Raw genomic sequence first — 16,602 nt, forward strand, 5'->3', positions numbered from 1 at the left:
TCTTTCTTTATCGGACTTAAGACTGCCGCAGCGATTGCATGGCAAGGCTAAGGACGTCGCAAAAGCGTGTAGCTTCTGGCGGGGTGTTGGTCTCGCACAGACTGATGCGCAATGCCGAATCAATTTCGCGCACACTTTTGCCCATGGCCGCCAGAACATGGCTTTTTGCGCCCTTTGAACAGGCCGAACCGCTCGAAACATAAATACCATGAGAGGCGAGAAAATGCAGCAGCGTTTCAGAACGGTAACCAACGGCTGAACAGTTTAATAAAAACGGCGAACAATTTTGGTTCGGAGAATTGACGATGACATTTGGCAGGGCGGACAGTCCTTCGATCAACGCATCCTTGGTTTGCTGCGCGTTGGTGCGGTTGTCATCCAGTCGGTCTACGGCATTTTTTGCCGCCAGCCCTAGCGCTGCAATCATAGGCACACTCTCTGTACCTGGCCGAAGACCGCGCTGTTGGCTTCCGCCGTAAAGCAGCGGCGTCACTCTGACTTTGTCGGCAAGATAAAGTGCACCGACTCCCTTAGGTGCATGAATTTTATGCCCGCTGAGCGTCAGCATATCCACCCCCAACGCCGAAACTGAAAAGGGGATTTTGCCGAACGCCTGCACCGCGTCGGTGTGCAGTAGGGCGTTGGGTGCTTTGAGACGTAGCTTTTTGGCTACTTCGGCCACAGGCTGGACAGTGCCCACCTCGTTGTTGACCAACATCATCGAGACAAGGATGGTACCCTCATTGCAGGCATCAAGCAACTTTTCAACGCTGATGCGGCCGTCTGACTCGGGTTGGATTTCGACCGTTTCAAAGCCGCGCCGGGAAAGTTCTCGCGCCGCAGCCAGTACTGAGGAATGCTCAACCGACGTGGTGACGATACGGTTACCACGCCGCTTTTTGGCGTCTGATCCACCAAACAGTGCCAAGTTGTTGGCCTCTGTTCCGCCAGAAGTAAAAAGCACCTGCCCACCTTTGGCACCCAGTGCCGATAGCAGCTGCTTTTGCGCACGCTCCATCAACAGCTGCGCCTGTACGCCCCGGGTGTGCAGTGACGACGGGTTGCCGTAGTCCTCGCGCATCACCTGCGCCATCAGGGACACCACGCCCTCATCCACCCGCGTCGTTGCGGCATTATCAAAATAGATTTCGTTCATGGGAATGCTCCCCTTACAAACAATTTAAAGATCCATAATTCTATTATTATACCTTAAAAACAGCCTTTTTTCAACCGCCAGAGATATTTACACCACTGAGATCAAACATAGGGATGAACGCACTGTCGGCTGCGGAACCATCCTGAATATAGCAGTGGGTGATGCCAAGCTCAGCCGCGTAATCGACCAGCGCATCGTAGTGGCGCGGATTCACACGGCGGGTCAGCTCAGGGCAACGCGCGCTAAATTCACTGCTGGGGTTGTCCGGTGGGGTGTACTGGCTCATCAGGCTTAAGAGAATATCGTCGCCAAAATGGTTATACAATAGATCGACTGCCTGCATAGAGTCGGCTAGCTGACCCGGCAGCAATAGATGTCGCACTAGCACGCCCCGGCGTAGAAGGCCATCATCATCCAGCACAGGCGGGCCTACGCATTGCAGCATTTCAGCGATTGCAGACAGCGCCGTTTCGGGGTAATTGGGCGCGGCGGAATATTTTAAGCCTAGCTTCTCCTGTGCATATTTAAAGTCTGGCAACCAGACGTCAACCCACGGAGAAAGCATCTGGATGGTATCGACCTTTTCGTAGCCGCCGCAATTGTAGACAACCGGTAGCGATAGGCCTTTCTGCCGTGCCAGCATCAGCGCGTCGATAATTCCAACAGCGTAGTGCGTTGGGGTGACAAGATTGATGTTATGTGCGCCCTGTGCCTGCAGTTCAAGAAATATTTCGGCCAGACGGGCCGCAGAAACGGTCAGCCCCTTGCCACCGTGGCTGATCTCGTGGTTCTGGCAAAACACACAACCCAGCGTGCAGTGTGAAAAGAAGACGGCCCCCGAACCGTTAGTGCCTGATATGCAGGGCTCCTCCCAATGATGCAATGCTGCACGGGCAATTTTAATTTCGGACCCGGTCTTGCAATAGCCCGGGTGTAAGGTGCGATTGGTACCGCAGTTGCGCGGACAAAGGCGACATTCAATTAATCTGTCGTATAAAAAGTGATTCATTGGCATCTCCTTCACCCGATTAGGTAAGCGTTTATAGACACCTTATCATAGCGTGCCAAACACAAAGTTTCAAGAAAAAATACAGTTTTGAGAAATCCCCTAGTAGGATGACAAAATATAAAAAAACTCTCGAAGGATGCACATGTAAAAAAGCGAAAGGGTTGCGACCTGCCTTAGCAGACCGCAACCCCTCGAGTGAATGTGAATTTGCACGTAGGCTGGTAACCGCCGCTAGCACCGTTTAAAAGGCATTACCAGGCTATGGTCGTGGCGCATTGCAACTGTCTGAAAGGATGATGTGCAGCAACGAAAAGCGGTCACGTAGCATGTCCGCCACAGGCGGCGGACTTTTTAAGACGAGGGTGTCGTCGTCCTGAGGAGCGAGAGGTAAGCTGATGGCTACTGTGGTACCTTCATCTTCCTTTGACGCGATGGCTAAGGTTCCATTGTGAAGGACAATAATTTGTCGAGCTACTGATAAACCCAGCCCGCTACCGGACATTGGTAAGCCTTCGTGATCGTAAGAAAAAAAGGGTTCGCACACCTTATCCAATAAGTTTTGCGGAATTCCCTGACCACGATCTCTTATCGTAATGTGCGCACAGGAATCATCGGCGCTCAGTGCTAATGAAATAGCATTATCCGGCTTGGTAAAGCGGCAGCAGTTGGAAATGATATGCAAAATGGCATGATTAAGCAGTCTGTCGTCGGACATGATATATACCGGAATTTCTGGTATATCTAAAGAAAGCCCAATGCCGATGGAGTCGGTCAGCACTCCGGCAGCCAGCCCCAGCCGTCTTAAAAGATCACTCAAGTCAAGCAGGGCAGGCGAAAAGGGTTCATTTCCGAGTAGAAAGTGCAGATGCGCCGTAAAATCAATAGTGAATCGCAACATGTGGTAGCTATTTAGGTTTATCTGCTGTGTCAGCTCACACAATTGCTCGTTTTGCTGGACATCAGGCATACGCGCAATGGTGGAGATACCAGCAAAAATATTGGCAAGTGGGGCACGAAGTCTTCCTGAAATTGCAGAAGTCAAATAGTCGATGCTCTGTGGTAGCATAGGAGTATCCTGCGAGTCGGCAAAGCCAAAAGAGATGAGGTAACCGTCTTCAATTGGGGTAAACGAAGCCGCAAAATGTTCCATGGCCGTGAGCGGAACAGAAAAAGCCCGCGGCTCGCCAGAGGGAGTTTTTTTTATGACTTCAAGCTGTGCGGAAGAAACCAGTAAAGAAAGGCCTCCCGGAACAGACAATGCAGGATAGTGCTTGAGCGCGCAGGCATTGACCCATACTATTAATAAGTTATGGTCTGCCACTGCAAACGGGATGGGGGAGTTGCCGTGAAGCTGTTGGATTAATGCAAGTTGGGATTGCATGTAATCGTCCCCTTTTCAGGTGATATTTATTACTAATATAGTACCATATTATTCGACGTGAAACAACGTAATTCGACAAAATTTCTAAATTTAGGAAATTAGAACATTATTAGAGTGCTTTAACGTGAAATTGATTTCCAAAAAAGACTTGATCTTTTGTGTGAATTATACCAAAATTTTATATAACTATTGTTATTATATAAATTATGTGATATAAAATAGACAAAATATAAAAACAAATAATATTTTTTTGAAAGGATGTAACTAGAGTGGCAATTAAAATTGGCATTAATGGTTTTGGCCGAATCGGTCGACTGGTTTTCCGTGCGGCTGTCGAGCAGCCTGAAAAATATGAAGTTGTTGGAATCAACGATCCGTTTGTTGACCCGGACTATATGGCGTACATGGTTAAATATGACTCGATACATGGTCGTTTTGGTGGCAGCGTAACGGCTAAGGACGGCAAGCTTGTCGTTAATGGAAAAGCTATTACGGTGTTCGAGTGTAAAGACCCCGCTGAAATTGCATGGCGTGACTGCGGCGCGGAATATATCGTGGAGTCCACCGGCGTATTCACCACTGTAGACAAGGCCAAGGCGCACCTTGTAGGCGGCGCCAAGAAGGTCGTTATTTCTGCCCCCTCTAAGGACGCCCCCATGTTTGTTATGGGCGTCAATAACAAAACTTATACCAAGGATATGACCATCGTTTCCAATGCTTCCTGCACCACCAACTGCTTAGCGCCGCTGGCTAAGGTTATCAACGACGAGTTTGGTATTGTTGAGGGGTTGATGACGACAGTGCATTCGACCACTGCAACCCAGAAGACTGTGGATGGTCCTTCTAAGAAGGACTGGCGCGGCGGCAGAGCAGCTACAGCAAATATCATTCCTGCGTCGACCGGTGCTGCAAAGGCCGTCGGCAAGGTTATTCCTGAATTAAACGGCAAGCTGACCGGCATGTCGTTCCGCGTTCCCACGCTTGATGTTTCAGTGGTGGACCTCACCGCTCGGCTCGCAAAACCTGTGACGATGGAAGCGATCTGCACGGCGATCAAGAAGGCTGCCGAAGGCGATATGAAGGGTATTTTATGCTATACCGATGAAGAGGTGGTATCTTCCGACTTTATCACCGATCCGCACACCTCAATTTTTGATGCAAAGGCTAGCATTTTGCTCAACGAACAGTTTGTTAAGCTCATCAGTTGGTACGACAACGAGTGGGGTTATTCCAACAAAGTGCTCATGTTGATCGGGCATATGGCGTCGGTCGACGCGCAGTAAAAATCTTTGAACTTTGTGCAAAGCAGCCATACTGGGAAGATATTTCTTGGTAGGGCTGCTTTTGGTACATAAAAACAAAATATCCTGCCAAAAATACTATGAAAACAGCAAGGTGCCGATTTAATTGAGAAACTCACCAAATTGTTGCATCAAATCCGTTGATTTATTGGCGTCCGTGCTCTAGCCACATCAAATTGGTCGTGCTACAATAACAGCGGAGCCCTATATTGTGTAACAGGAGGCGTTTCTTTATGGCAGTAAAAATCGGCATTAACGGCTTTGGAAGAATTGGCAGAGTCGTGTTGCGGCAGGCGTTGGCGATGCCAGAGCGCTTTGAAGTCTGCGCTGTCAACTACCGCAATGTAGACCTTGAGTATATGAAGTATATGATGAAGTACGATTCCACTTTCGGTCGTTACCCCGGAACGGTGGAAGTTTATGAAAAGGGGCTAAGCTTTAACGGCGTAAAAATTCCCGTCTTCAGCGAAGCCGACGCTACTCAGGTGCCGTGGGGTGCGTTGGGGGCGGAATATATTGTTGAATCAACCGGTGCCTATGTCACGGCAGAAAAAGCTGCTGCACATCTTGCTGCGGGCGCTAAAAAAGTAGTTATTACTGCTCCAGCCAAGGATAATTCCCCAACCTTTGTTATGGGCGTTAACCATACCGACTACACCAGCGATATGACGGTGGTTTCTAATGCTTCCTGTACAACAAACTGCCTGGCACCGCTTGTCAAGGTGGTCAACGACGAGTTTGGCATCATTCAGGGGCTGATGTCCACCATCCACGCGGCAACCGCCAAGCAAAAGGTAGTGGACGCGCGTTCCATGAAGGATTGGCGCACCGGCCGCTCGGTGTTTGGCAATATCATTCCCTCTACCACGGGCGCTGCGAAAGCGTGTGGCCTGGTAATTCCCGAGGTCAAGGGCAAGCTGACCGGCATGTCGTTCCGTATCCCCGCGGCCGACGTTTCGGTGGTTGACCTGACGGCTCGTTTAGAAAAGCCAACAACTTATGACGCGGTTTGCGCCGCAATTAAAAAGGCCACCGAAACCACGATGAAGGGCGTTATGGCCTACTATGACGAGCAGGTGGTTTCGCTTGATTTTCTGGGGGATACCCACACCTGTAACTTTGATGCCAGCTCCGGTATTATGATTGACGATAATTTCATTAAGCTGCTGGCATGGTATGATAACGAGTGGGGCTATTCCAACAAGGTACTGATGCTTATTGAGCATATGGCCGCGGTGGATGCACAGTAAGCGCTACTCCCATAAAGTTTAATTCTTAATGTGAAGAGGGGTGAAATTTTTCACCCCTCTTTTAAATTTCAATGTAAGGAGACCAAAAAAGATGATCAGAAAAGTTGAGCCGAATGACCGTGAGGCTTACATTGGGCTGGTGCAGAGATTTTATAACTCAGATGCGGTAGATCACGACATCCCGAAAAAATATATCGAGGCAACTTTTGACGAGCTAATGCGCTCAGATGTTTATGCCGACGGCTACATTATGACCCATGATGGAAAACCGGCGGGCTATGCGCTGATCGCTAAAACCTTCTCGTGCGAGGGCGGTGGGCTGACGGTCTGGGTTGAAGAGGTGTTTATCCTACCTGAATACCGTTCGCTTGGGCTGGGCAAGGCGTTGTTTGCAACACTCGAAGAAAAATATGGTGGTTCACTAGCGCGTATGCGCCTGGAGATAGCGCCCGACAATATACGAGCCAAAAGCCTGTATCAAAAGCTGGGTTTTCAGGAACTACCCTACCAGCAGATGGTTAAGGAATTTAAATAATAACAGAAAGCGCTGCCGATAAAGGTCGACCTTTGTCGGCGGCGCTTATTAGTCGCAAAGCTGAGTTGGCAATAGTAGAAAACCCCTCTATAAACCGGCTTTCATCCTATTTTAGTACCCCGGTGGCTATCAATATATTGACCAATAAAAAAAATAGGTACATCATAGAAACTATAGCGGTGATGGATATAATAAGCCGGCACCGGTCTTCCCCACGCTTTTTGTCAATGATGACACAGACAATAATCAGCGCAATGCTAAGGGCAAAGCCGACAGCGCTCATGGTTAACGACATTTGTACATCCGTCCTTTCTTAGTTTATCATAGCGCACAGGACTTCAAAAGAAAAGACCTAAATTTATATTGAGCGATCGTTTACGGAAACTTTACCATTAAACGACGTCAAACTAGATATATTTTTAAAATAATAATACGTTTATAAAAACAAAACGGGCGAAAGCCCGTTTTGTACAGTATGTCGATATAAAAAAATCGTAACCTGGCAACAAGTAAGAAGATGTTTCAATGGCGCAAGCTTAACGGTCGGCATTGCGCCACCGGTGCGAGATGCCCTGAATTAAAGATACCATGACTAGTGCGACCAGACCTGCTGCAAAGCCATTGTTGTAGAGGTTGTAGCCGCCACAGGGTGCGCCAACCGCCAACACGACTGCGGCATGCAAAAAACCGGCGATAATGCCGTAATGCCAGCCGAACTGGCCAGATATTGGTGCGAGTGCAGTGCCAAACAGCGCTGCTAAAAGCATGCCGGGGTCGGTTTGGGTGGGAACCATAACATGAGAAGCAATCCAGACGCCGAACATAATGGGGATGGTATTCTTGGGGTGCTCGCCGGCCGCGCCAAAACCGATTGCCGTGAGAATCGCACCACACACAGGACCATTGAGATCGCCGCCCACTAGCATCACATATCCAAGCGAAACGGCGCCCATTGCGCCCATGTTCATCATGGTCGCACCAATGCCGTCGGTGATGACAAAGTCAGTGGGGGAACGACCCGAGTGACGCATAATACGCCAGTAGGACGGGAAGTTGAAGTTGCACAGAATAAACCCAAAAACGATCAGCGCTACAATCAGCGCGATAAGGTAAATCAGCATGGACATTGGAAAGCCGTCGTACCAGATCATGGAGGTTTTTATCGAACCGCCCATCGCCTGCGTTACTGAAGCGATCATCAACGCCATCAGTCCACCAGTAAAGCCGTAATTAAAGAGGGTATAGCCCATGTGGGTCGAAAAGGAATGTTCCGCTAAGGGGATGATTATGTAACCGATCAGAGTACCGATACCTGTAGCGAGAATGATTCTCAGAAATAGGTGTACCGGGGTTTTAAGCAGAATGTCGCTTACAATTGGCGCAAGCGTTGTAGAAAAAAGCGCTGCGTTGGTATAGCGCGACATCGGCTGCCCTTTGACCTTGGCATAAATCCAAACGCCGAGAAAAAACGGTAAAATGTTGAGGGGGTTTTTTCCGAACAACGAAAAGCCCGCCATCAAAAACATCATCGAAATGGTGCCTCCGTTGTAGGGCGTTTTGATTAGTAATGTCAGACCAATTGAAATCAGGGTAACGATGCCGGCGTTCACCAATGCGGCCCCGATAGAACCAATGACAAAATAATCAGTGATTAAAATGTCTGAACAAAGAATATATGCGATAAGGCCATCTAAAATACTTTTTGGCGTTTCTAGGCAAAAGCCAGCCACAATCAACGAAAGTGCAAGAATAAAACACATTCGTTTTGAAATCTGAGCGTTATCAGGGATAGAAGCGGCGTAATGTAGCTTTGTCATGCAGGATCCTTCCTATAACTTGCAGATTTTTTAATTATTCTATCAGACTTTGAATGTATTTTCTACCGAAAAATGTATATAAAAATGAATTTAGTAAAAAACTCACACATTCCATACTATTTTATGTGTAAAAAGTATGCTGATGGTCACCTCGTAATGGCTTGACAAATTTAAATGGAAGGTTTTGATAGGTATAAAATTGAAAAAGATCAAACGCTCAAGGTACTAATAATCACATAGGGAAGTAAGACAAAAGACGAGTGTATTTAGGGTGTATGATAAGCTTAAAACCCCTTGCGCAGGCAAGAGGTTTGATATATACTAAAACCACTCAGGATATGGTGAATTTACTCGGTGTACATGCTCGATTGGCCAATTTTCGGCGCTCTTTGCCAGTTGCAGGGAATTTTTAGCCTCCGCCCCGTACCCGTCATTAAATCAGCGTGTTCCAAAAGGTATTTGGTACGGAGGATGCGAATGCGAATTAGAAGAAAATCCTGGGCGCGGCCGGAACTTGCCGAAAGCCCGTTTGTTATAGACTGCCCCGACGACTGTCGCGGGCATTGGAAAGAGACATTTGCACGGACTGAAGCGCCGCTGCATTTAGAGTTGGGCTGCGGCAAGGGTGGCTTTATTGCGCAAAAGGCTTTTGAGAACCCCGATATTAATTTTTTGGCCGTTGACCTTAAAAGCGAGGTGCTTGGGCTTGCCAAGCGTAACGCCGAGCGGGTCTATTCCGAGGGTGGGCGCGCGGTGGATAATCTCCGTCTTGCCGCGCACAACATAGAATGGATTGACCATATGCTTGCCCCCGAAGATCAAATTGCGAAGATTTATATCAACTTTTGTAATCCATGGCCCAAAAAGCGTGATTTTAAACATCGGCTCACCCACCCCAGGCAACTGGCGCTCTACAAAAAGTTTCTGCTGCCAGGGCACCAATTGTTGTTTAAAACCGATGATGACGTTCTTTTTGAAGCCACCGGGGAATATCTGATTGAATGCGGCTTTAAGGTGGTTGAACATATTGTTGATCTGCCGGCCTCACACGAGGCTTCGGCTATTATGACAGAGCACGAGCGAATGTTTCGTGATATGGGCCTGCCTATACACTATATTGCCGCCGTGCTGCCGGAGGGAAATGTATGAAACCGTTAATATTACTTACCGCGGGGTACGATGTATCCTCAAACGGGCAAAACCGCAGATACCTCTATCAAAACTATGCAGACGCCGTTACCCGCGCGGGGGGCATTCCGCTGTTGCCGCTTGATGACGGTGAACTGGCGGAAGATTTGGCCGCGCTGGCTCAGGGGCTGCTGATCACGGGCGGACCGGACCTTGACCCTGCGCTTTATGGCGAGGAAAAGCACCCCGAGTGTGGCCAGGTTGATTCTCAGCGCGACGCCATGGAATACAAGCTTCTTGAGCGTTTTGTCAAAGCGAAGAAGCCGGTGTTTGGCATATGCCGCGGCATTCAAATTATTAACAGCTATTTTGGCGGCACGTTATGGCAGGATCTGCCCAGCCAGCTTGACGTGGTGCACGGCGGAGGCGACAAGCCGCACGACTGTGTGCATATGACTGAACTGATGCCCGGTTCGCAGCTACACAAGTTTTATGGCGGCCGTATTATGACGAACAGCTACCACCACCAATCGGTCAAGGCGATGGCAGAGGGTTTTGTTTGCACCGCCACCTGTGGTGAGGTTGTTGAGGCGATGGAACACACCACCCTGCCGATTTTAGCGGTGCAATGGCACCCCGAACGCATGACTGGCATCCACCGCTTTGAACACCATGGACCCGATTCAGCTCCGTTGTTTCTTGGGTTTGTTAAACAGTGTAAAATGTTGGGTCGACCGTAAATGTGCCGTATTTAAAACAAAAGCAAACCCGGGCAGAAGGTGGCTTCTGCCCGGGCTTACTTTTCGCTTATTAGGGCAACCTGATCATAAAACACGAAGTCGTCGATGTCGCCCTGCACTTCAAACCACTCCATAAAACTTGATAATACATCATATTCGCTTTCATTTTGTTCCATAGTTGTCGTCTCCTTTTAAAATAGCTTCTACCATTATACGCAGCCAGAACGAAAAAGATGTTAAAAAAAGTCTGCCAATTGATATTTTACTTGCAAAACGATATAATACTAAAATAACATAGTTATCCATAAACGCCGGTTTTTTCATGGCATTGTCTCGTTTTCTATATGGGTGTACAGCATTGTCTATACAATAAAATGGTGCGCATAAATTGATATGCCTTCTAATTTAATAAAATGATTAATATAGGCCCTTTTTCTATTTTCTGTAGAGAGGTTTCTCGCCATTTGTTTTATAAAATAAAAAGCCTCTATATTTATTATTTAAATTAGAATAAGCATAAACTTTTAAGTCGATGTTAATGCGTACAAAGAGCTTTCATCAGTCAAGCTGCGCAGGATGAAAACTTGTCATACACATAGGCCGGCGCAGCGGCAGAAGGGAGTCTGTTATGTATTATAATGCAAAGAACTTTTTCCCTCTTATGAAAGATCGAAAAATAGACGTCATCGGCTTCGGCGTGAGCAATTCTGAGCTTTTGTTCCGACTGGTACACAGTGGCGCGCAGGTGACATTGCACGACAGCCGTACCGAGGATCAGTTCCGACCCGAGCAGATTGAACGCCTAAAGAAAGCGCATGTCGAGTTGTCGTTAGGGCAAAATTATCTGGAAGATTTAAACGGCGAAATCATTTTTCGCACCCCTGGCCTGCCCTTTACCACCGCACAGCTAACCCGAGCGCGTGAACGGGGCAAAATTGTCACAAGCGAGCTGGAGGTGTTTATACGGCTGTGCCCCTGCCCGATATACGGCGTGACCGGATCGGATGGCAAGACCACCACTTCGAGCATTCTGGCTGAGATGCTGCGTCGCTCTGGTAAGGTGGTGCATTTAGGTGGCAACATCGGTAAGCCGTTATTGCCTATTTTGGATATGGTCAGTGAAAATGACCTGTGCGTCATTGAGCTTTCAAGTTTTCAGTTGCTGTCGATGCGCTGCTCACCCGATGTGGCGGTCGTGACCAACATCAGCCCAAACCATCTCGACGTGCATAAGGATATGGCGGAATATGTCGGTGCGAAGCGCAATATTGTGCGGCACCAGAGTGCATTCTCACGGGCGGTGCTCTCCGCAGACAGCGCCGGTGCTGAGGCGTTCATGGATGAGGTGCGCGGGCCACTGGCCTTTTTTTCGCGCCAGCGTCCGGTGCAAAACGGCGCTTGGATGGACGGTAAAGGCGACCTTTACCACAGCGTGGGTGGCCGTGCAGCCTTTTTGATGAACCGCAGTGAAATTAAGCTGCCGGGGCTGCACAATGTCGAAAATGTACTGGCTGCGATCAGCGCCGCATGGGGGGCCGTTACCCCAAAACAGATTTGTGATGCTGCCCGCACGTTTGGGGGCGTTGAACACCGCATCGAATTTGTGCGCTTAAAGGATGGCGTGCGTTGGTATAACGATTCAATTGCCACATCCCCCACCCGAACCGTGGCGGGGCTGATGAGTTTTGAAGAAAAATTGATTTTGATTGCGGGCGGCTACGATAAAAAAATTCCGTTTGAGCCGCTGACTCGTCCGGTGCTTAGTCGTGTTAAGTTGCTGATACTCACCGGACCGACCGCCGATAAAATTGAGCAGGCGGTCACTGATGCGGACGGGTTTAAGGCCAGCGGGCTTAAAATCATCCGTGCGAAGGATTTGGCCGACGCGGTGGCACAAGCCAATGCGCATGCCAAGTTTGGCGATGTGGTGACACTAAGCCCTGCCTGCGCCAGCTTTGATGCCTTTTCTAATTTTGAAGAGCGGGGCAACTTCTATAAAAAATTGGTTAATGCCCTTTAAATAAAGGAGATACAGATGCTGGATTTGTTAAAAACACTGTGCCCGGCGACAGGTGTTTCGGGTGATGAGGCCGACGCTGCCAAGGTAGCTGAGAAGCTGCTCTCACCATTGGGTCGGGTGGAGCACACGCCGCTTGGCAGTGTACTGTGCTATATGCCACCGGCCAAGGCGGGGCTGCCCCGCGTCATGCTGGCGGCGCATCTTGATCAGGTTGGCCTGATTGTGACCCGAATCACCGACAGGGGCTTTTTAAAGGTAGCCGCCTGCGGCGGGCCAGATCGTCGTACGCTCGCCGGTGCGCGTGTAACGGTGCATACGGCTTGCTGCAAACTGCCGGGTGTTGTAGTTGCAACGCCGCCCCATCTTTCGGATGGCAAAACTAAAACTGCAAAGCCTGAAGATTTGGCGGTTGATATCGGTCTGAGCGCCGAAGCTGCGCGCGAAAAGGTTGCCCTTGGTGACCGAATTGTCCTAGACGGTGTTTTGGAACCGCTGTTTGCCGATCGAGTTTGCTCCGCGGCGCTGGATGACCGCGCGGGCTGTGGGGCTATTATACGTGCGGCCGAACTGTTAAAAAAGACTGAAAAAGCCGAAATAATTGTGGCACTTGTTTCTCAGGAGGAGGTAGGCTCTTCGGGTGCGGCGACCGCGTCCTTTGCTGTTGCGCCTGACTTTGCCTTTGTTGTTGACGTGTCAATGGGGTTGGCACCTGATGAAAAGGCTGAGTCCTGTGGCGAGATGGGCAAGGGCCCGATGATCGGGGTCGCACCGATTCTAGACCGCCGCCTCTCGCGGCAGTTAACCGAGACGGCCAAGCGTGCCAACATCCCGTGGCAAATTGAAGTGATGCGCAGCCGCACCGGTACCGACGCCGACGCCATCGCTGTTTCCGGCAAGGGTGTTCGCACCGCGTTGGTGTCAATTCCGCTGCGCTTTATGCATACGCCGGGTGAGGTTGTTGCGCTCTCCGACGTTGAAAATACGGCCCGGTTAATTGCCGAGACGGTTGGAGGTGGCTTATGCAACAGCTGATAAAAGCGCTCTGCGCCGAGAGGGGCATCTCTGGTGACGAGGGGCGCGTTCGCGCCGTGATTGAAAAGCAGCTTTCGGGCAAATGTGCCCTTAGCGTAGACCCGCTCGGGAATCTCATCGCTGTTAAAAGCGGCGAGAAACCCCAAAAGAAGATTGTTTTATTTGCCCACATGGACGAGGTGGGTATACTCATAACTGCCATTACTGGCGAAGGGCTGCTAAAGTTTTCGCCTATCGGCATCGACCCGCGTGTGTTGCACGGCCGGCGGGTGCGCATTGGCGACGCGGGTATTCTGGGTGTCATCGGCGCTAAAGCATGGCATCATCTGGATAACGACGAACGCGAGGCAGAACTCAAAGCCGAGGGGCTTTATATCGATATTGGAGCATGCTCTAAGGAGGAGGCGGCCTCGGTCGTCAGCCTTGGAGACGCGGCCTGCTTCGACGCGCCGTTTTGCGAATTTGGCGAGGGTATGTTGCTCTCCCGCGCGCTGGATGACCGCGTCGGCTGTGCGCTACTCATTGATCTGCTTAGCTCTGATTGCCCGTGGGAGCTCACCGGCGTGTTCACCTGCGGTGAAGAATCCTCAATGTTTGGCGCAACAGCGGCAGCAAATGCCACCGCGCCGGAGATTGCGATTATACTTGAAACGACCACGGCGGGCGATATCGAAGGCGCTCCCGCCGACAAGGTGGTCTGTGCGCTTAAGAAAGGCCCCGTGGTATCTTTTGCCGACAAAGGCACGCTCTACGACCGCGAGTTGTATACGCTGGCCTTTAACGTGGCAAAAGAGCGTGGTATCGAGATCCAGACCAAGGAGGGTATTTTCGGTGCAAATGAGGCTCGCGTGGTCTCTCGTGCGGGCACGGGAGCCAAAACCATGGCGATTTCAGTACCCTGCCGCTACCTGCACAGCGCCTCCAGTGTGGCTGCGATGCAGGATGTAACGGCGACCAAGCAGCTGCTTTTGGCGATCATCGACCCATTAGCTCGGCTGTGATTGAATTTTGCCAGAACGTGCCGCTGCTTAAAGAACCGGAATCACTGATTAGTTGTCGCATGGAGACATTACATGCCTGCTATGGTGCGCTGCCCAACGCGTTAGACTGGTTTGCAAGCGACGCGGGCGGCGTACTTTGCCGCTTTGGCAGTGCATTGCTGATTCTTGGTGATGTAGATTTTGGTGAGCTTTTTGCCTTTGCAGATATACTGGGAGTCAATCGAATTGAATGGGCAGCGGACGGCATCACGTCACATACACTGCCCGACGGATGGACAAGCTCCAGCTATCCGGTGCTGCATGGTATTGGCGGCGTTATACCCAAATCAGGGAAAGTTGAAACCGACATTGAACTACGGTGCTGCTTTACGCTTTTGTGCCAAAGTGACCCTGAGTTTGCTCGCGAGGCTGAATATTTGCCTTGGCTCTCGGATATGACACGCCGTCGCAACGCTGGTCGAGCCGAGGTCTTTATGCATGCCGATGCTGCCGTCGCTTGCGTTACGGCTCGGGGGCGGCACAGCGCTTATCTTTCGTCGGTGGCTGTGCTGCCCGAAAAACGTGGCACAGGGCTGGGACTTGCACTGCTGCGCGCAGTTATGACGCATCCCACACTGCGGGGCGTTGATGTTTTTACGGCGGCGCAGTCCGAGGCGTTGGTGGACTTCTACCTTCAAGCAAGGTTTTCGGTGTTGCCGCAGCTTCTTACCATTACAGAAAAGAGGAAACCCTAAATGATACAACCGGTTTTTACGATAGATTCAGAAATTTTAGAATTTGCCCGACAAGCTGAAATAAAGGCCGCCCCCGCTTTTGCCGCCATTGAAGAAATCGAGCAGTTTAACGGCATGAAGGTGCTCAAAGCCTTTATTGACAATGGCATTTCGACTGCGCACCTTTGTGGCACCACCGGCTATGGTTATGGCGACATTGGCCGCGATGCGCTCGATCGCGTGTTCGCACAGGCAATCGGGGCCGAAGATGCGCTGGTGCGCCACAATTTTGTCTCGGGTACCCATGCGTTGACGGTGGGCCTGTTTGGGCTGCTGCGCCCGGGCGATGTGATGCTTTCATTAACCGGAAAGCCCTATGACACGCTTGAGGAGGTCATTGGCATTCGTGACAATGGCCGTGACGAGGGCTCGCTACGCGATTTTGGGGTACATTATGAACAAGTGGAGCTCCTCGACGGAAAAATTAATGTTAAAGCGGCTGTTGAGGCGGTTGGTGGCGCAAAGGTAGCTTACATACAGCGCTCGCGCGGGTATAGCTTGCGCCCGTCCCTCTCGGTAGCCGAAATTGGTGAAGCGATTAAGGCTGTCAAGCAGGCGAATCCCAACGTCATTGTCATGGTGGACAATTGCTACGGAGAATTTGTCGAGCGGGTCGAACCGGTTGCTTTTGACGCTGATTTAATAGTAGGCTCACTGATTAAGAATCCTGGCGGCGGCATCGCCAAAACCGGCGGCTATCTTGCGGGCCGGCACGATGTGATCGAGCGCTGCGCCTGTCGTCTGACGACGCCCGGTACCGGGCGGGAGGTCGGCTGCTCACTCGATGAGCTCAGAGGCATGTATATGGGGCTGTTTATGGCGCCCTCCACTGTTGCCGCCGCACTTAAAACCGCGGTGTTTGCGGCAGCACTTTTTGAGGAAATGGGCTTTGAGACCTTCCCGAGGGCGAATGAGCCACGGCATGATATCATTCAGGCATTGGCACTTAAAACGCCTGAGGCGCTGGTAGCATTTTGCGAGGGTATCCAGTCCGGCTCACCAATCGACTCAATGGCCGCACCTGAGCCGTGGGATATGCCCGGCTATGACAGCCAGGTGATTATGGCAGCGGGGGCGTTTACGCTGGGCGCTTCAATTGAGCTTTCAGCCGATGCGCCAATGCGCGAACCGTTTGCTGTTTGGTTGCAGGGCGGGTTGACCTATCCGACCGGCAAAGCCGGTATTCTGCTGGGTGCTGACCGCATGCGCAAAAAACAGCGGGTAAAATAATCGCCACGGCACTTGATTAATAAGCACCGGCAAAGGAGGCGTATTTTGACATCCTTTGCCGGTGTTAAATGTTGTAAAGCAGAGATTTTAATGATAAAGGCGAAAGCAGCAATAATCGGTATGTTTCATACTGGGGTATAATTTCATTAAAAAACATGGAGTAAAAGTTTTTTTACCTCTTCCGTTTGTAGCGTGGTTATGGTATAATACATTTTATGTGACAGTCCAT

Annotated in this window: 15 protein-coding genes; 10 read left to right on the forward strand and 5 right to left on the reverse strand. The window is 50.3% G+C overall.

Annotation, left to right across the window (positions count from 1 at the left end; all coding sequences use genetic code 11):
* Positions 1-16: 16 nt before the first annotated feature.
* The 3 genes from RBH76_10285 to RBH76_10295 form a co-directional block, all read right to left on the reverse strand.
* Positions 17-1,156: a cysteine desulfurase family protein gene (locus RBH76_10285; GenBank protein WMJ83110.1), complete on the reverse strand. Its 1,140-nt coding sequence runs from the start codon at positions 1,154-1,156 to the stop codon at positions 17-19.
* A gap of 70 nt (positions 1,157-1,226) precedes the next feature.
* Positions 1,227-2,165 (reverse strand): radical SAM protein, encoded by a 939-nt coding sequence (locus RBH76_10290; GenBank protein ID WMJ83111.1) that lies wholly within the window; start codon positions 2,163-2,165, stop codon positions 1,227-1,229.
* 259 nt (positions 2,166-2,424) lie between these two features.
* Entirely contained in the window at positions 2,425-3,546 is a 1,122-nt protein-coding gene (locus tag RBH76_10295) for a sensor histidine kinase (GenBank protein ID WMJ83112.1), read from the reverse strand.
* A 269-nt stretch (positions 3,547-3,815) separates the two neighbouring features.
* Here RBH76_10295 and gap (RBH76_10300) point away from each other — a divergent pair, with 269 nt between their 5' ends.
* The 3 genes from gap (RBH76_10300) to RBH76_10310 all read left to right on the forward strand — a co-directional run bounded on the left by gap (RBH76_10300) (position 3,816) and on the right by RBH76_10310 (position 6,632).
* Positions 3,816-4,829: a type I glyceraldehyde-3-phosphate dehydrogenase gene (gap, locus tag RBH76_10300; GenBank protein ID WMJ83113.1), complete on the forward strand. Its 1,014-nt coding sequence runs from the start codon at positions 3,816-3,818 to the stop codon at positions 4,827-4,829.
* 251 nt (positions 4,830-5,080) lie between these two features.
* Positions 5,081-6,097, forward strand: a complete 1,017-nt coding sequence (gene gap, locus RBH76_10305; GenBank protein WMJ83114.1) for a type I glyceraldehyde-3-phosphate dehydrogenase — start codon at positions 5,081-5,083, stop codon at positions 6,095-6,097.
* Positions 6,098-6,188: 91 nt separating this feature from the next.
* Positions 6,189-6,632 carry a GNAT family N-acetyltransferase gene (locus tag RBH76_10310; protein ID WMJ83115.1) on the forward strand — a complete coding sequence of 148 codons (444 nt, stop codon included), beginning with the start codon at positions 6,189-6,191 and terminating at the stop codon, positions 6,630-6,632.
* A gap of 106 nt (positions 6,633-6,738) precedes the next feature.
* Here RBH76_10310 and RBH76_10315 read toward each other — a convergent pair whose 3' ends face one another.
* Positions 6,739-6,927, reverse strand: a complete 189-nt coding sequence (locus RBH76_10315; protein WMJ83116.1) for a hypothetical protein — start codon at positions 6,925-6,927, stop codon at positions 6,739-6,741.
* A 241-nt stretch (positions 6,928-7,168) separates the two neighbouring features.
* Positions 7,169-8,449 (reverse strand): DUF1576 domain-containing protein, encoded by a 1,281-nt coding sequence (locus RBH76_10320; protein WMJ83117.1) that lies wholly within the window; start codon positions 8,447-8,449, stop codon positions 7,169-7,171.
* A gap of 477 nt (positions 8,450-8,926) precedes the next feature.
* Here RBH76_10320 and trmB point away from each other — a divergent pair, with 477 nt between their 5' ends.
* The 7 genes from trmB to RBH76_10355 all read left to right on the forward strand — a co-directional run bounded on the left by trmB (position 8,927) and on the right by RBH76_10355 (position 16,373).
* Positions 8,927-9,598: a tRNA (guanosine(46)-N7)-methyltransferase TrmB gene (trmB, locus tag RBH76_10325; GenBank protein ID WMJ83118.1), complete on the forward strand. Its 672-nt coding sequence runs from the start codon at positions 8,927-8,929 to the stop codon at positions 9,596-9,598.
* Positions 9,595-10,317: a type 1 glutamine amidotransferase gene (locus RBH76_10330; protein ID WMJ83119.1), complete on the forward strand. Its 723-nt coding sequence runs from the start codon at positions 9,595-9,597 to the stop codon at positions 10,315-10,317. The genes trmB and RBH76_10330 overlap by 4 nt, the downstream gene beginning before the upstream one ends.
* Positions 10,318-10,945: 628 nt before the next feature.
* On the forward strand, positions 10,946-12,337 hold the full coding sequence (gene murD, locus RBH76_10335) for a UDP-N-acetylmuramoyl-L-alanine--D-glutamate ligase (GenBank protein ID WMJ83120.1): 1,392 nt from the start codon (positions 10,946-10,948) through the stop codon (positions 12,335-12,337).
* Positions 12,338-12,352: 15 nt separating this feature from the next.
* Positions 12,353-13,369 (forward strand): M20/M25/M40 family metallo-hydrolase, encoded by a 1,017-nt coding sequence (locus RBH76_10340; GenBank protein WMJ83121.1) that lies wholly within the window; start codon positions 12,353-12,355, stop codon positions 13,367-13,369.
* Positions 13,357-14,370: a M42 family peptidase gene (locus RBH76_10345; GenBank protein WMJ83122.1), complete on the forward strand. Its 1,014-nt coding sequence runs from the start codon at positions 13,357-13,359 to the stop codon at positions 14,368-14,370. Before RBH76_10340 ends, RBH76_10345 begins: the two co-directional genes overlap by 13 nt.
* Positions 14,367-15,104: a GNAT family N-acetyltransferase gene (locus RBH76_10350; protein WMJ83123.1), complete on the forward strand. Its 738-nt coding sequence runs from the start codon at positions 14,367-14,369 to the stop codon at positions 15,102-15,104. Before RBH76_10345 ends, RBH76_10350 begins: the two co-directional genes overlap by 4 nt.
* Positions 15,105-16,373, forward strand: coding sequence for a methionine gamma-lyase family protein (locus tag RBH76_10355; GenBank protein WMJ83124.1), 1,269 nt, complete (start codon positions 15,105-15,107; stop codon positions 16,371-16,373). It begins immediately after the preceding gene.
* The last annotated feature ends 229 nt before the right edge of the window (positions 16,374-16,602 follow it).

Source organism: Oscillospiraceae bacterium MB24-C1 (assembly GCA_030913685.1).
Lineage (GTDB): Bacteria > Bacillota > Clostridia > Oscillospirales > Ruminococcaceae > Yanshouia.

Excerpts from the sequence above, each read along its gene's own strand:
- RBH76_10285 (WMJ83110.1), bottom strand. The coding sequence starts at position 1,156 with ATGAACGAAATCTATTTTGATAATGCCGCAACGACGCGGGTGGATGAG.
- RBH76_10290 (WMJ83111.1), bottom strand. The coding sequence starts at position 2,165 with ATGAATCACTTTTTATACGACAGATTAATTGAATGTCGCCTTTGTCCG.
- RBH76_10295 (WMJ83112.1), bottom strand. The coding sequence starts at position 3,546 with ATGCAATCCCAACTTGCATTAATCCAACAGCTTCACGGCAACTCCCCC.
- gap (WMJ83114.1), top strand. The coding sequence starts at position 5,081 with ATGGCAGTAAAAATCGGCATTAACGGCTTTGGAAGAATTGGCAGAGTC.
- RBH76_10310 (WMJ83115.1), top strand. The coding sequence starts at position 6,189 with ATGATCAGAAAAGTTGAGCCGAATGACCGTGAGGCTTACATTGGGCTG.
- RBH76_10315 (WMJ83116.1), bottom strand. The coding sequence starts at position 6,927 with ATGTCGTTAACCATGAGCGCTGTCGGCTTTGCCCTTAGCATTGCGCTG.
- RBH76_10320 (WMJ83117.1), bottom strand. The coding sequence starts at position 8,449 with ATGACAAAGCTACATTACGCCGCTTCTATCCCTGATAACGCTCAGATT.
- trmB (WMJ83118.1), top strand. The coding sequence starts at position 8,927 with ATGCGAATTAGAAGAAAATCCTGGGCGCGGCCGGAACTTGCCGAAAGC.
- RBH76_10330 (WMJ83119.1), top strand. The coding sequence starts at position 9,595 with ATGAAACCGTTAATATTACTTACCGCGGGGTACGATGTATCCTCAAAC.
- murD (WMJ83120.1), top strand. The coding sequence starts at position 10,946 with ATGTATTATAATGCAAAGAACTTTTTCCCTCTTATGAAAGATCGAAAA.
- RBH76_10340 (WMJ83121.1), top strand. The coding sequence starts at position 12,353 with ATGCTGGATTTGTTAAAAACACTGTGCCCGGCGACAGGTGTTTCGGGT.
- RBH76_10345 (WMJ83122.1), top strand. The coding sequence starts at position 13,357 with ATGCAACAGCTGATAAAAGCGCTCTGCGCCGAGAGGGGCATCTCTGGT.
- RBH76_10355 (WMJ83124.1), top strand. The coding sequence starts at position 15,105 with ATGATACAACCGGTTTTTACGATAGATTCAGAAATTTTAGAATTTGCC.